The organism is Mycolicibacterium iranicum, assembly GCF_002101705.1.
In the GTDB taxonomy this organism is placed as follows: Bacteria; Actinomycetota; Actinomycetes; order Mycobacteriales; family Mycobacteriaceae; genus Mycobacterium; species Mycobacterium iranicum.
In genome coordinates this window covers 1-14,282 of the sequence record NZ_LQPC01000022.1, presented here as the reverse complement: position 1 = coordinate 14,282, position 14,282 = coordinate 1, and the positions used below count along the sequence as shown (strand labels likewise).

General features: G+C 65.8%; 14 protein-coding genes. 8 read left to right on the top strand and 6 right to left on the bottom strand.

Annotation, left to right across the window (positions count from 1 at the left end):
• Positions 1–22: 22 nt before the first annotated feature.
• Both AWC12_RS07180 and AWC12_RS07175 read right to left on the bottom strand, forming a co-directional pair.
• The gene (locus tag AWC12_RS07180) at positions 23–1,027 is read right to left on the bottom strand and encodes a helix-turn-helix transcriptional regulator (protein WP_165762778.1); all 1,005 of its coding nucleotides are present in this window, start codon (positions 1,025–1,027) and stop codon (positions 23–25) included.
• A 438-nt stretch (positions 1,028–1,465) separates the two neighbouring features.
• A complete protein-coding gene (locus AWC12_RS07175; RefSeq protein ID WP_085173258.1) occupies positions 1,466–2,245 on the bottom strand; it encodes an O-succinylbenzoate-CoA synthase in 780 nt (259 codons plus the stop codon).
• Between the two features lie 36 nt (positions 2,246–2,281).
• Between AWC12_RS07175 and AWC12_RS07170 the strand changes: the two genes are divergently transcribed.
• On the top strand, positions 2,282–3,025 hold the full coding sequence (locus AWC12_RS07170) for a glutamine amidotransferase (protein WP_024444255.1): 744 nt from the start codon (positions 2,282–2,284) through the stop codon (positions 3,023–3,025).
• Positions 3,026–3,028: 3 nt separating this feature from the next.
• On the opposite strand, the gene AWC12_RS07165 is transcribed toward AWC12_RS07170, so the two are convergent.
• Complete coding sequence (locus AWC12_RS07165) at positions 3,029–3,403, bottom strand: group I truncated hemoglobin (protein ID WP_024444256.1); 375 nt, start codon at positions 3,401–3,403, stop codon at positions 3,029–3,031.
• Between the two features lie 103 nt (positions 3,404–3,506).
• The gene (locus tag AWC12_RS07160; RefSeq protein ID WP_024444257.1) at positions 3,507–3,800 is read right to left on the bottom strand and encodes a Dabb family protein; all 294 of its coding nucleotides are present in this window, start codon (positions 3,798–3,800) and stop codon (positions 3,507–3,509) included.
• 79 nt (positions 3,801–3,879) lie between these two features.
• Here AWC12_RS07160 and AWC12_RS07155 point away from each other — a divergent pair, with 79 nt between their 5' ends.
• Positions 3,880–4,329, top strand: a complete 450-nt coding sequence (locus AWC12_RS07155) for a Fur family transcriptional regulator (RefSeq protein ID WP_024444258.1) — start codon at positions 3,880–3,882, stop codon at positions 4,327–4,329.
• Between the two features lie 36 nt (positions 4,330–4,365).
• Positions 4,366–6,564, top strand: a complete 2,199-nt coding sequence (katG, locus tag AWC12_RS07150; RefSeq protein WP_085173257.1) for a catalase/peroxidase HPI — start codon at positions 4,366–4,368, stop codon at positions 6,562–6,564.
• A 241-nt stretch (positions 6,565–6,805) separates the two neighbouring features.
• Here the strand turns inward: katG and AWC12_RS07145 are convergent, their stop codons facing one another.
• Together AWC12_RS07145 and AWC12_RS07140 are read right to left on the bottom strand one after the other, a co-directional pair.
• Positions 6,806–7,495 (bottom strand): Rv0518 family GDSL lipase, encoded by a 690-nt coding sequence (locus tag AWC12_RS07145; RefSeq protein ID WP_024444260.1) that lies wholly within the window; start codon positions 7,493–7,495, stop codon positions 6,806–6,808.
• 62 nt (positions 7,496–7,557) lie between these two features.
• On the bottom strand, positions 7,558–8,772 hold the full coding sequence (locus AWC12_RS07140) for an acyltransferase family protein (RefSeq protein ID WP_085173255.1): 1,215 nt from the start codon (positions 8,770–8,772) through the stop codon (positions 7,558–7,560).
• Positions 8,773–9,070: 298 nt separating this feature from the next.
• Between AWC12_RS07140 and AWC12_RS07135 the strand changes: the two genes are divergently transcribed.
• The 5 genes from AWC12_RS07135 to AWC12_RS31520 all read left to right on the top strand — a co-directional run.
• Positions 9,071–10,240 carry a PP2C family protein-serine/threonine phosphatase gene (locus AWC12_RS07135; protein ID WP_024444262.1) on the top strand — a complete coding sequence of 390 codons (1,170 nt, stop codon included), beginning with the start codon at positions 9,071–9,073 and terminating at the stop codon, positions 10,238–10,240.
• Between the two features lie 77 nt (positions 10,241–10,317).
• The gene (locus AWC12_RS07130) at positions 10,318–11,835 is read left to right on the top strand and encodes a sensor histidine kinase (protein WP_081659879.1); all 1,518 of its coding nucleotides are present in this window, start codon (positions 10,318–10,320) and stop codon (positions 11,833–11,835) included.
• Positions 11,832–12,272 carry a response regulator gene (locus AWC12_RS07125; protein ID WP_085173253.1) on the top strand — a complete coding sequence of 147 codons (441 nt, stop codon included), beginning with the start codon at positions 11,832–11,834 and terminating at the stop codon, positions 12,270–12,272. The genes AWC12_RS07130 and AWC12_RS07125 overlap by 4 nt, the downstream gene beginning before the upstream one ends.
• A 1-nt stretch (position 12,273) precedes the next feature.
• Entirely contained in the window at positions 12,274–13,410 is a 1,137-nt protein-coding gene (locus tag AWC12_RS07120; RefSeq protein ID WP_085173251.1) for an alkaline phosphatase family protein, read from the top strand.
• A 269-nt stretch (positions 13,411–13,679) separates the two neighbouring features.
• The coding region (locus AWC12_RS31520; protein ID WP_110808591.1) for an NlpC/P60 family protein at positions 13,680–14,282 on the top strand (603 nt) is incomplete at its 3' end.

Here is a 14,282-nt window from a genome sequence, read left to right as displayed (position 1 = left end):
TGCAACCGATTTTCCGGCGATGCTACGTCAGCGTCTGGTCGGCCTCTGAGTCTTCGCGCCGGTCAGCGTCCGGTGAACGCTGCAGCGTGGTCGAGGGGCTCTCGCCGAAGCGCTCGCGGTAGCGCACGGCGAAACGGCCGGAATGGCCGAACCCCCACCGCATCGACACCGCCGACACCGAAGTGGAGTACGGATCGGCGGCAACCAGGTCGGCGTGTGCGCGCTGCATCCGCAGGTCGCGGAGGTGCTGCATGGGGGTGCAGCCGTAGTGCTTGCGAAACATCAGCTGTAGTGAGCGCGTCGAGGTGTGAACGGCTTTGGCGACAGACGTGAGGGTGACGTCAGCGTCGACGTGTTGCTCGATGTAGGCGATCGCTTCGGCGAGGGGCGGCGGCGTCTCCTCGCGGTTGTGGGCCTCGTGTATTCCCTTGAGTGGAAACGTCGTCAACACCATCGCGGCGAGGTGTCGCTGCAGCGAGCTGGCCACGAGAGGGTCAGTGGTTGCCGCTGGATCGGCGACTGCCAGTGCGGTTGCGTAATCGATGGCCTTGACCATCCGGCGTCCGGCTTCTTCTGAAACAGGTGCCTGCCCTAGTAGTTCCACCCGCTGCAGCCCTTTCGCCGGCGACCACGCCGCGGCGTCGAGGACGCTCCGGTCGATAGACACCACCGTGTAGTGCTGTGCGCGACCCCAACTCGCCCCCGTCACGGGATGATTGCTGACGGCTCCTAGGGCTGCCACGTCCCCTTCGGTGAAGACATCGGACGAGGAGTCGCCCTGGGCGGCTTGCATGACCCCCGAGTGAATTCGGGTCAGCAGTATGCGGTCGGACGGACGACGTTGAAAGCCGATATCGGCACCGATGACAACGTCGTCGATGGTGAGTGAACCAACCTGCGAGCGCTGTAACCGACCGTGGAAGTCGGCTTGTCCGCAATCGAGCGGGGAAACCTGCAGTGCGTAGGTGTCGGTGAACACCTCCTTGGCTTTGCGAGGGTCTTCCGTGTCCACCAGGATCGCCGCCACTCGTCCCTCCTCACACCCTTGTGTAGGCACCCCGCCGTCGATAATCCGCGGATCGAAGCTGATTGGAAGCGTTGTGGCAAACTTCGAGAATTTCGGTACGCAACTTGGTGAAGCCGCTGACGCACGAGCTTTTGACTGCAATTGATTGCAGTATCGGAGACCTTTGGGTGCGTTGGTGCGGGCAGCGAAATGTCGAGGACTTCTTGATAACTCAAATTCGATGTGGTGATCTGCACTGCTAGGACGTAATTGACGCGGTCTCACTCCTTCTGCAAGCAAGTGTTACTGCTTGCCACGATAGGGCGCGGTCTGCACGGGCGCATTGGGCGCGCAACCGTCTCCCGTTGCAAAGGCAACGACTCCGCGGGAGGTGGTGGTTTCGAAGTTGGCAAAGGCCTGCTCTTGTTTGCGGAACGCGTCGAGGTGTCCCGATCGCGACTAGATGAGTGCGGCTGCCCGGTTCAGGATTGTGCGCCAGTGGTCGACGCGCGCGGGGTCGGTGACCCGGAAGCGTTCGAGCCGTTCGGGACTGGGAGCGGCCGGCATTGGCGCCGCGGGAAGGAATCCGTCCGCGGGCACCAGCGAGCGCGTGGCCGAGACGATGTCGGACTCACCGAGCCAGCCGGGAACGGGGCCACAGGCGAACGGAAGGTCCGGCAGTGCTGCTGCCAGTGCGATGTCCGCGGCCACGCCGATGCTCGTGGTCCCGGTGAAGTTCACCATGGCAGGGAGGCCGAGCTTCTCGAAGCGGCGCAGAGCGCGTCGTACTCCCCCGAGTTCGCCGCACCGCAAGACTGCGACATCGGCACATTCCGGATCCGCCGCGAGCACCGTTAGGTCGACGGCGATCGGCACGTCGACGCGCTTGCGGACCGAGCGTACGTCGGCCGGGTTCCGGCAGACCAGTTCGACGATCTCCGATACTGACTCGACCCGTCGCACCTGGGCGACCGCGTCGTCGACGTCGCGCACGATGACGACGGCGCGCGTCGCGGCGTCAGCTACCGGCACTCGGCCCCTGACCGCGTCGGGCCAGCCCACTGTGCTTGGTTCCATGGCCGCGGTCAGCCAGCGCGCTGCCAGCACGTCGTCGGCTCCGGCGGGCGGACTGAACTCACCCCAGCCCTGCGGACCGTCGAGCAGCACGCCCTCCCGGGTGCCGTCGGCGGTCGGGACGGCGAACACCGGGGCGTCGTCGAATTCGATGAGCGTTCTCACTGTCGGACAAAGTTAGCCCGTCGCTAGTCTTACGCCGTGGCCGACGCCCCTTTTCTGCTGTTGTCCATCCGTGGTGAGGACGAAGCAGCCGACGACGAGTACCGGGCGGTGAGGCGATTCGGCGGGCTCGACGAGGCCGGCATGCGCAGGATTCGGTTGACGCACCGCGAGCTCGGTGACATCGATCTGAGGCAGTGGTCGGGGATCGTCCTCGGGGGTGGGCCGTACACGGTCAGTGACGACCCCGAGAGCAAGACGCCGACGCAGCGCCGCGTCGAGGCTGAGCTGGCTGCGCTGCTCGCCGACGTCATCGCCGAGGACTTCCCGTTCCTGGGATGTTGTTACGGCGTCGGCACGCTGGGGACGGCTGTGGGGGCCGTGATCGACCGGTCGCACAGCGAGCCGGTCGGCGGGGTGACCGTCGATCTGACCGACGAGGGCCGCCGGGACCCGCTGTTCGCGGGTCTTCCCGACACTTTCGACGCGTTCGGCGGTCACAAGGAGGCGGCATCTCTGCTACCCGCCGGTGTCGTCAGCCTGGCCACCTCTGCCGCCTGTCCAGTGCAGGCGTTCCGGGTCGGCGCCAACGTGTATGCGACGCAGTTTCATCCCGAGCTCGACCTCGACGGGGTCTGCACCCGCATCGACGTGTACAAGAACCACGGGTATTTCGCGCCGGAAACCGCCGAATCTTTGAAAGACGCTGCGCGCCAACGTCAGGTCACCTATCCCATGGAGATTCTGCGCAGATTTGTCCAGCGCTACTCCCGGCGGTTGTAATGCTCAGCTGGCTTGCGCCGTCGTGTCCGGCGCCACGACCTCGACTTTGAGCGGGGCCAGATTGATGCCGATCTGGTCGATGATGGCACCGCTCACTGCGAGATCGCTGAGCGTCTCAACCAGGTGATCAACCACCCTGTCGAAGTGTGCGGCCTGAATCTTCAACTGCGCATGGCTTTCTCGCATCGATCGCCCGAGATGGGGCTCAGGGTCACCGATGGCCGCGGCGATGAACGAACGCTGATGTGCCTTGAGCTGTCTCATGTCGACGCCGTCGAAGTATGGTGTCAGCGCGGGATCGGAGATCAGCCTCCGGCAGAAATCATCGACAGCCGCCGTGACGGCGGAGGGCCCACCGATCTGATCGAAGAGGCTCATCCCGAGAGAGTGGGCGCCTCCCGTAACGCCCGGCTGAGCGCAGGTTTCCGAATGCGTTAACTTGTCCTCACCACCGCGACCGGTGCGCGGTGAGGACGCACGCTCAACTCGTGGGAATCTCAAGCTGCGCGCGGGCGATCTGGTCGACGAATGGCGCGAGTCGGGCGCGCAATTCGTTGTGTGCGACGTCCTCGTCGTAGGCGCGGTAGGCGGCGGCATCCTCGAAGTCCGCCACGATGACGAAGTCCCAGTTGCCCTCTCGCAGGCCGGCGTCCGTGCCGACGGTGTACCGGATCGTTCCCGGGACATTCAGATGACGCAGACCGTCCTGAATACGCCCGATCTCGGCGGCGTCATGACCGGTCTTAAGCTTTGCGAGAACCACATTTCGGATCACCCGGGCACCGTATCAGGGCACGATAAGCGGGCCGGTTAGTTTCTTGACTCAGTCCAGAAACCGGCGTAGAACATCTCATGTGACTTCGGACTACGCGGAGCTTCTGCGCGATGCAGATCTGCGCGTGACCCGCCCGAGGCTCGCAGTCCTCGAGGCGGTCTCCGCGCACCCCCACGCCGACACGGACACGATCTTCGGTGCCGTGCGCTCCGCGCTACCCGACGTGTCGCGGCAGGCCGTCTACGACGTGCTGGCAGCCCTGACCACCGTCGGACTCGTCCGCAAGATCCAGCCGTCAGGATCGGTGGCCCGCTACGAATCCCGGGTCGGTGACAACCACCACCACGTGGTGTGCCGGTCCTGTGGCGTCATCGCCGACGTCGACTGCGCAGTCGGTGAGGCGCCCTGTCTCGTCCCGTTCGACCCCGTCGGCAGCCTCGACGGTTTCGTCGTCGACGAGGCGGAGGTCGTGTACTGGGGGCTTTGCCCGCAGTGTTGCACCGAGGAGATTTCGCGATCACAACCGTGATCACAGCCCAACGCACCATTCACGGAAGGAAACGCAGTGCCCGAGACAAGTCCCCCCATCGGTGAGGCGCAGACCGAGCCCACCGAGGCCCAGTGTCCGATGGTGATCAAGCCTCCCGTCGAGGGGGGAAGCAACCGCGACTGGTGGCCCAATGCGGTGAATCTGAAGATCCTGCAGAAGGATCCGGAAGCCATCAACCCGCTCGATCCCGACTTCGACTATCGCGAGGCCGTTCAGACCCTCGATGTCGACGCGCTGAGCGCCGACGTCGACGCGGTGATGACGAATTCGCAGGACTGGTGGCCCGCCGACTTCGGGCACTACGGGCCCTTCTTCATCCGGATGACCTGGCACGCTGCAGGCACCTATCGGGTGGCCGACGGCCGCGGCGGCGGCGGAAAGGGCATGCAGCGCTTTGCGCCGTTGAACAGCTGGCCCGACAACGTCAGCCTGGACAAGGCCCGCCGCCTGCTGTGGCCGGTCAAGAAGAAGTACGGCAAGAAGCTTTCCTGGTCGGACTTGCTGGTGTTCGCCGGCAACCGCGCGCTGGAGCACATGGGCTTCAAGACCGCGGGCTTCGCCTTCGGCCGTCCCGACTACTGGGAGCCCGAGGAAGACGTCTACTGGGGCGCCGAGCACGAATGGCTCGGTTCCCAGGAGCGCTACGCGGGCGCCAACGGCGACCGCACCAAGCTGGAGAATCCGCTTGGCGCCAGCCACATGGGCCTGATCTACGTCAATCCCGAAGGCCCCGAGGGTGTTCCGGACCCGCTTGCCGCAGCCACCGACATTCGCGAGACGTTCGGCCGGATGGCGATGAACGACGTGGAGACCGCGGCGCTGATCGTCGGCGGGCACACGTTCGGTAAGGCGCACGGTGGCACCGAGGTCGAGAACGGTCCCGAGCCCGAGGCTGCCGCGCTGGAGATGCAGGGCCTGGGCTGGGCGAATTCCGGTGTCGGCAACGAGACCGTCAGCAGCGGCCTCGAGGTGACCTGGACGCACACTCCGACCAAGTGGGACAACAGCTTCCTCGAGATCCTGTACGGCAACGAGTGGGAGCTGACGAAGAGCCCGTCAGGGGCCTACCAGTGGAAGCCCAAGGACGGCGGCTGGGCCAACTCGGTGCCGATGGCACAGGGTGAGGGCAAGACACATCCCAGCATGCTGACCACCGACCTGACGATGCGGATGGATCCGGGCTTCGAGAAGATCACCCGGCGCTGGCTGGACCATCCCGAAGAACTCGCCGAGGAGTTCGCCAAGGCCTGGTTCAAGCTGCTGCACCGCGACATGGGCCCGGTGGCCCGCTACCTCGGGCCGCTGGTGCCCCAGCAGACCTGGCTCTGGCAGGACATCGTCCCGGCGGGCGCGCCGCTGTCGGACGCCGACGTGGCGACGCTCAAGAGTGCGATCGCCGATTCTGGTCTGACTGTGTCCCAACTGGTTTCGACCGCATGGAAGTCGGCCTCGTCCTACCGCCACAGCGACATGCGTGGTGGCGCCAACGGCGGCCGGATCCGGTTGCAGCCACAGCTCGGCTGGGAAGCCAACGAGACCGATGAGCTGACCCAGGTGATTGCCAAGCTGGAAGCGATCCAGAGCTCGGCCGGTGTTGCGGTGTCCTTCGCCGACCTTGTCGTCCTCGGCGGCGTTGTGGGCCTCGAAAAGGCGATCAAGGCAGCCGGATTCGACGTCGAGGTGCCCTTCACCTCGGGACGAGGCGATGCCACCCAGGAGCAGACCGATGTCGACTCTTTCGCGTACCTGGAGCCCAAGGCCGACGGCTTCCGCAACTACGTCGGCAAAGGTCTGCCGCTGCCGGCGGAGTACGAGCTCATCGATCGGGCCAACCTGCTGAATCTGACCGCACCGGAGATGACGGTGCTCATCGGCGGCCTTCGAGTGCTCGACACCAACTACGGTGGCACCAAGCTCGGCGTGCTCACCGACAAGCCGGGACAGTTGACCAACGACTTCTTCGTCAATCTGCTCGACATGTCGACCAAGTGGGGACCGTCTTCGGCTGACGACGGCACCTACGTCGGCAAGGATCGCGCCACCGGCGCGGACAGGTACACGGCCAGCCGGGTCGATCTGCTGTTCGGGTCGAACTCGCAGCTGCGCGCGTTGGCCGAGGTGTACGCCGAGGACGACGCGAAGGAGAAGTTCGTCAAGGACTTCGTCGCCGCGTGGACCAAGGTGATGAACGCCGACCGGTACGACCTCGACTAGAGAAACTCGCTCGGCAGCCCGCAGAGAGGGGGCGCTCAGCCAGAGAAATTCGGCTGGGTGCCCCCTTTTCTGTGCGATCGAGCTTACGCAGCGTTTAAGCGAATTTTCGTCTCAACAGGCGGTCGCGGCGTGACGGGCCCGCTGAATCACGGTGGAACGTAATGCAGACATCCACTCGCACTTTCGCTGCGAAACGTCGGAGTGTCAGGACCCGGATCGCCGCGAATCGTCAGAGATTGGCTCAGAAGGGGTGCAGCTTGGAACTGATCAGCGGCGCAATCCTCTCCGCCATATACGCGTGTCCCGCGTCGGTGGGGTGGACACCGTCCTTGCCGATCAGCTCGGGCCTGCCGGCGAACCAGCGGGCGGCGATCGGATCGACGAACGTGGCGCCGGCCAGGTCCGCCTGATAGCTGAGCACATCGCGAATCCTGAGGACCTCTGGCGGCGGATCGGCGGTGGGCCACGGCGGACCGATGACGAGCAGCTCGGCGGAGCGAGCGATCTGGCGGGCCAGCCGCAGTGTGCCGTACATCGCGACCGACAGCCTGGTGGGCTCCACCTGCATGTCGTTGCGCGACCCGAAGAACACCACGAGCACATCGTCGGGTTTGACGGCGCGGACGGTGAGATCTTCGAAGACCCCGCCACGATTGCCGCGGGTGCAGTATCCGGCGCCACCTTCGGCGGCAACCGTCGGCGACACGGCGATCCCGTGCTCGGTGAGATCCCTCCACACGCGCGGCGTCCAGCCCTCCGGACCGTTACCGCCCTCGTCGCTTCCCGCGGTATAGGAATCGCCGATCACGGCAACGCGATTCCGCGCGAAGTCGGTGTAACGCACCTCTCGCTGTTGAGGTTCAGGTACCGGCGCATACGCGGTACCGAAGAGCACCGCGAGGGAAAGCACAACTGTCAGAAGGCGACTCACTTCACCAGCCTAGGGTTGGTGGACTCTTATTGCCCCGACGACTCGCCGCATGCCGGTGACCGTCAGCCGGCGCGGGCAGCGACGGATTGCAGCCTACCGGCGGGCGCCTCTGTGGGCTCGGAGGCGCGCGGCTTCCCGGGTTCGATCATGCGCCTCATCCAGCGCCGCGCCGGTTCTTCGACCACGTGATACAGCAGCGCCGCCGCGAACCCCGCGAACAGGATGAGGCCCAGGACGACGATCTTGGACCACCAGCTCGGCGTCAGATCGATCGAGAATTGCAGCACGGCCCAGTTCCACGCCGTGTGCACGATCTCGTGGACCATGTAGAGGCCGAAGGAGATATGCCCGAGGTACACCATCACCCGCGTCGACAGCAGCGCGGGCAGTGTGCCCGCGCCCACCGACAGCGTGATGACCAGCGGGACGAAGAGCACGTCGACGAGACCGCCTGCATCGATCATCTCTCCTGGCGGCCATGTGTCGAGGAGGTAGAGCCCGCCCACAATCGCGGCGCCGAGGAGCAGCGACACCACTCCGGCCGACTTCCTGGCACGGTCGGAGAGCACCAGCTTGCGGACCGCCGCGCAGGCCAGCGCGCCGGCGGTGAACTGCATGACGATGCGTGGCAGCCAACTCCACGGCGTGTAGAAGACGCCGTGTGCAAGCAGCAGCAATGTCGGGGCCATCGCCGCCGCGATCGCGAGCCAGAAAAGGCCACGTGCGCGCGTTGCCGCAGCGATCCGGAAGATGACCAGCACCAGCCCGCCGAACAACAGGTAGGCCAACCACTCCGCGCTGATCGACCAGGCGGGCCCGTTCCAGCTCGACCCGTCGAAGTACGGCTGGAACCACAGCTGCACGAGGAAGAACTGCTTGAGCCAGCTCAGCGCGTTCAGCGATTCGATGACCGGCGGCGGCAGCGGGAACGCGCCGACGTACAGCGTGAAGATCGCAAAGGCCGCGGCCAGGTGCATCGTCACCAGGTACACCGGCCACACCCGCGCCAGCCGCAGCCACAAAAAGCGCAGCGTGTCCCTGGTGTTCCAGCCGCCGCCCATCCGGTCGAGATAATTCCACGTCAGGACGAAGCCACTCAGGATGAAGAACAGATCGACGCCCTGTGCCCCGGCGTTGAGAACCGGTGCCAACGCCTCGCTGAACCCGGGTGCGGCCTCGGCGACGATCGGACGGAAGTGGAAGAGCACGACCCACAGCGCGGCCACGATGCGCAGGCCCGACAGGGCTCGGATCTCTCCGTTGCGCACACCACTCATTTCGTCAAGATTTCGATCGGCTTCCAGGCGGCATCGTTGTCGGCAAGTGACAGGCCGATCCCTGAAGGAACCAACGTCCACGGCAGGGCGGCCACGGCCTCCCCCTCGGAAAACCGAGTGGCGCCCCGTCGGAACCGGCGACCGGTCGCAGATTACCAGCGCCCGTCCCAGCGGGCCGCTCGCAACGCCGTGCGAGGTGTTGTCCAAGTCGGATGGGGCCCAGGTATTCTCCTCAGAATTGTCGATCGAACATATTGGCCCGCGCAGTGCGCGCGCGCCTGCAAAGATGCCGGGGATCATGTTTGCCCCGAATGACGGCGAGGCGTTGTCGCTGCTCCTGGTGGAAGACGACCGCGCCGACGCGATACTCGTCGAAGAGCTGATCGCCGACGCCGGCCTCAGCATCGACGTGGTATGGGCCGAATCGATGGCCAGGGCCGAGCAGGAGATCGCGATAGCCCGCCCCGACTGCATCCTGCTCGACCTGCATCTGCACGACACCGACGGAATCGACGGCCTGAACCGGATCGGCAAACAGGACGCGACGATCCCCGTCGTTGTCCTCACGGGTCTCAACGATGAGCACGTCGGAGTGTCGGCGGTCTCTGCCGGAGCGCAGGACTACCTCGTCAAGGATCGCGTCGACCCCGAGGTGCTGCGCCGGGCCGTGCTGTATGCGATCGAGCGAAAGCGCGCCGAGTTGACCGCCGTCGACCTACACGCCAGCCAGTTGCGGGCGCGCGAGAACGCCCGGCTCGAACGCGGCCTGCTCCCCTCGCCTCTGCTGCTGGACGACCCGGGCGTCGAGATCGTCAGCCAGTACCGTCCCAGCCGGGAGAACGCTCTGCTCGGCGGCGACTTCTACGACTTCGTGCAGACGCCCGACCGCACCGTGCATGTGATGATCGGCGACGTCGCGGGGCACGGACCCGACGAAGCCGCGCTCGGGGTGGCGCTGCGCATCGCGTGGCGGGCCCTGACTCTCGCGGGGCTGCAGGGCGCCGACCGGATGAATCAGCTGGAGCGGATCCTGCGTGCCGAGCGTGCAGGCAGAGGCATCTTCGCCACCGTCCTGAGCCTGAGGATTCCACCGACCGGTTCCATGATCACCGCGGTGCGTGCCGGGCATCCGGGAATGCTGCTGCACGGTGGCGGAACGGTGGAGTGGGTCGAACCGCCCGGAGGACCCGCGTTAGGCCTGCACGGCCGCGACTGGGTGCCGCAGCAGGTCGAGCTCCCCAAGGGCAAAGGGCTGGTGCTGCTCACCGACGGCCTCTTCGAGGGACACATCGGCCGTGGCAACGAACGGCTCGGCGAAGACGGCCTGCTCGAATTGGCTCGTTCGCTGGCGCACCTCCCGGGCCGTGCGTTCGTCGATGCGCTCATCAATGCCGTCGAGGAGCGCGCCGCGTCCCACGGCGGCATCAGCGACGACATCGCCGTCGTCCGGGTAGAACGGACCTCGTGACCGCTCCGCAACGGCGGCGCCGCGACGCGGCGGCCAGCCTGACCGTGCAGGGCTGGCAGTACGTCGTGCTGTCAGTGATGGGATTGGTGGTTCTGATCGGCGGGGTCGCCGTCGCGGTCCTACTCAATCGCACCGACCAGGTGTCGACCCAGTTGATCGAGAACATCCAGCCGGCGAGGGTATCTGCCTATCAGCTGCAGGCGGCGTTGCGGGATCAGGAGACCGCGGTGCGCGGATACCTCATCACCGCCGATCCCCAATTCCTCGCCCCGTATGACGAGGGCCGCTTGACCGAACAGCAGGCGTCGGCCGACATCAGGATCCTGGAGCAGAACCGTCCTGACCTGCTGGAAGACCTGGACCGAATCGAACAGGCCTCGGGGACGTGGCGCGAGAACTACGCCGAACCGCTCATCGCCAGCGTTCGGGAGGGGAGCCCCCAGGCGGTCGACACCGCTGGCCTCGGCAAGCGTGAATTCGACCGTTTGCGAATGCTTTTCGACACCCAGAACGAACATCTGGCGGCGGCCAGGAACGACGGCATCGTCGAACTCGACCAGATTCGCGGCTGGCGAAACGGTCTGCTGGTCTCGATGCTCATCTCGTTCGCGGTGACGATCGTCATCTTGGCCCTGCTGACGCGACGCGCGTTGGTCCGTCCCCTGGCCGCCCTGGCCGCATCGTGCCGACGCATCGCCGAGGGGAGCTTCGCCGAACGCATCGTCGCCCAGGGACCCAAGGACATTCGTGGGATCGCCAACGACGTCGAGTACATGCGTCAGCGCATCGTCGAGGAACTCGACGCGTCCCGGGCCGCGACGGAGTCGCTCGACGCCCACGCCGAAGAGCTGCGCCGCTCCAACGCCGAGCTGGAACAGTTCGCCTACGTCGCCTCCCACGACCTGCAGGAGCCGCTGCGCAAAGTCGCTTCGTTCTGCCAGCTCATCGAAAAGCGCTACGGCGACAAGCTCGACGAACGCGGCGTCGAGTACATCGGCTTCGCCGTCGACGGCGCCAAGCGTATGCAGGTGCTCATCAACGATCTGCTCACCTTCTCCCGGGTGGGCCGGCTGAATGCGACCGAAACCGAAGTCGACCTCGACGATGCCCTCGACAACGCGCTCGGAAACCTCGCTACCGCTGTGGAGGAGTCGGGTGCGGTGATCGAGCGACCGGCCGACGGGCTGCCCGCCGTCAAGGGCGACCCGACGCTACTGGTGATGTTGTGGCAGAACCTGATCGGCAACGCGGTGAAGTTCCGGCGCGACGGTGTCCAACCGCGGATCGTCATCGACTGCGTGCCCAGCAGCGATACCGACGAACAGAGTTGGTCTTTTTCGTTGACCGACAACGGGATCGGAATCGCCCCCGAATTCGCCGATAAGGTGTTCATCATTTTCCAGCGTCTGCACGGGCGTGATGCCTACACGGGAACCGGGATCGGCCTGGCGCTGTGCAAAAAGATCGTCGAGCACCACGGTGGAAACATCTGGATCGACACGACGTACACGGCGGGCACCCGCTTCCGGTTCACGCTGCCGGTCACGGCGGATGACACCGCGCGGACAACATCTGAGGAAGGATCACGATCATGACACCGGCTGAACGCGCCATCGACGTTCTGCTCATCGAGGATGACCCCGGGGACGAGTTGATCACGCGGGAAGCGTTCGAGCACAACAAGATCAAGAACACCCTGCACGTCGCCCACGACGGTGAAGAGGGGCTTGACTTCCTCTACAAGCGCGGACGTTTCGAGGGTGCGCCCACGCCGGACCTGATTCTGCTCGATCTCAATCTCCCGAAGTACGACGGTCGGCAACTGCTCGAGCAGATCAAGTCCGACGCTGGGCTCAGCCACATCCCGGTGGTCGTGCTCACCACGTCCTCGGCCGAAGAAGACATCCTGCGGAGCTACAAGCTGCACGCCAACGCCTATGTCACGAAGCCGGTCGACCTCGACCAGTTCATGAACGCTGTCCGGCAGATCGACGAGTTCTTCGTGCAGGTGGTCCGGCTTCCCCATTTCTGACGTGGAACCGCTCCCCAGGCCCGATCAGGCCGTACCGCACCTGGCCGACGTGGCGCCGTCGGTGCTTGCCGCCATGGGAGTGGGGGGCTTCGAGGCACGCATTCCGCTGCCCTACGACGTCGCGGGTGCCTGCGTGCTTCTCGTCGATGGGCTGGGCGCAGAACTGCTGGACTCATACGCCGACGATGCCCCGGTGCTCGCGGGGATGCGTAGCGCCACCTTGCAGGTCGGATTCCCGGCCACGACAGCGGCCGGACTGGCCGCGGTCGGTACCGGGTGCCGGTCCGGGGAACACGGCATGGTCGGCATGACCTTCCGACTGCCCGACGTCGGGGTGATCAACGCGCTGCGGTGGCGGCCGCATCCGTGGGGCGACGATCTGCGGGACCGCGCGATACCGGAGACTGTGCAGCCCAGACCGACGGTGTTCGAGAGGGCGTCGTCAGCCGGCGTCGCCGTCAGTGTCATCTCCGGCGCGCAGTTCGCCGGCTCAGGGCTGACGAGGGCGGCGCTGCGAGGTGGCACTTTTGTCGGCGTGCACACGATGGGCGATCTGGCGGCCACCATCCGCTCCGTCGTCGGCGACAAGGGCTTCTGCTACGGCTACCACGCTGACCTCGACCTGGTAGGTCACCTGCACGGCCCCGGTTCGGAGGCGTGGCGGCTGCAGCTGAGACAGGTCGACAAGCTCGTGGAGTCGATCGTCGAGGGTCTGCCTGCCGGTGGGCTCCTCGCCGTGGTCGCCGACCACGGCATGGTCGCGCTCGACACGAACGTGGTCGACCTGGACGCCAGCGAGGACCTCGCGGCCGGTACCGAGGCGATCGGCGGCGAAGTGAGGGCACGCCACGTCTACGTTCGCGAGGGTGCGCGCGAGGACGTGCTGGCCGCCTGGCGCGCGACGCTGGGCGATCGCGCGTGGGTGGTGACGGGTGACGAGGCGATCGAGTCGGGGTGGTTCGGCGAACACGTGACCGCCGATGTGCGCTTGCGGATCGGGGACGTCGTGGCCGCCGCGACAGGCTCGGCGGGGATGCTGCGCAAGACCGTCGAACCGGTCGAATCTTCGCTGGTAGGGCAGCACGGATCTCTGACGTCCGCCGAACAACGGATTCCCCTCCTTCTTGCCCATCACTAGGCAGTGTGTTGGGGCGGTGTCGCTTCGCTGCCGGCAAAGGCTTCTCATGCAGCTTTCTTCGCGTTTTCGCGCGCCCGTCAACGGTTCGGATCAAGTCGAAACATGCTGCTAGAAAACAATTTTGACGATTTGCAAGTGTTATCCATAGGCATTAGCCAATAGTGGCTTCGCGGAACGCTTTTCGTGATCAATCTGAAGTCGCAGCGCGGATTGTGCCCGCCATCACAGATTTTGGCTGATTTAGAGACCCTCTGTTAATGTCCGGCCGCATGTTTGCTATCGCAACGCTCTTGACGCTTGTCAATCAGGTGTCGGGCACCCCATACGTGGCCGGCGGTGATTCTCCCGCCGGCACAGACTGCTCCGGTCTCGTGTCGTGGGTGACCAACGCCGCGACGGGAAGGCCGGTCTACGGCGACAGGTTCCACACCGGAAACATCGAAAGCGAGCTCCTCGCGCGCGGCTTCCAGTACGGCACGCAGCCCGGTGCCCTGGTGGTCGGCTGGAACAGCGGCCACACCGCGGTGACCCTGCCCGACGGCACGCCGGTGTCCTCAGGCGAGGGGGGCGGCGTCAAGGTCGGTGGCGGCGGCGCCTACCAGGACCAGTTCACCAACCACATGTTCCTGCCGATGCCCGCCAACGTCCCTCCCGTGCCGGACCCGCTGCTCGCACCGCCCATCAACCAGCTCCCGCCGCCCCCACCGGGCGCTCCCATTGTCCTGGCGGGCCAGGAAGCCCCGCTGCCGCCCGGCGGTCCGCTGCCTCCGCCGCCGATCGGCGCCCCGATCCCGCCTCCGCCCCCGGGCATGCCGTCGGGCAGGGTCACCGCGGTGTGGCCGCTGTTCCAGCCGACCACCAGGGCACCGGGC

Coding starts and splice junctions, on each gene's coding strand:
- AWC12_RS07165 (WP_024444256.1), bottom strand. CDS start 3,403: ATGAGCCTCTTCGATCAGATCGGTGGGCCCTCCGCCGTCACGGCGGCT.
- AWC12_RS07140 (WP_085173255.1), bottom strand. CDS start 8,772: ATGAGTGGTGTGCGCAACGGAGAGATCCGAGCCCTGTCGGGCCTGCGC.
- AWC12_RS07135 (WP_024444262.1), top strand. CDS start 9,071: ATGTTTGCCCCGAATGACGGCGAGGCGTTGTCGCTGCTCCTGGTGGAA.
- AWC12_RS07130 (WP_081659879.1), top strand. CDS start 10,318: ATGGGATTGGTGGTTCTGATCGGCGGGGTCGCCGTCGCGGTCCTACTC.
- AWC12_RS07125 (WP_085173253.1), top strand. CDS start 11,832: ATGACACCGGCTGAACGCGCCATCGACGTTCTGCTCATCGAGGATGAC.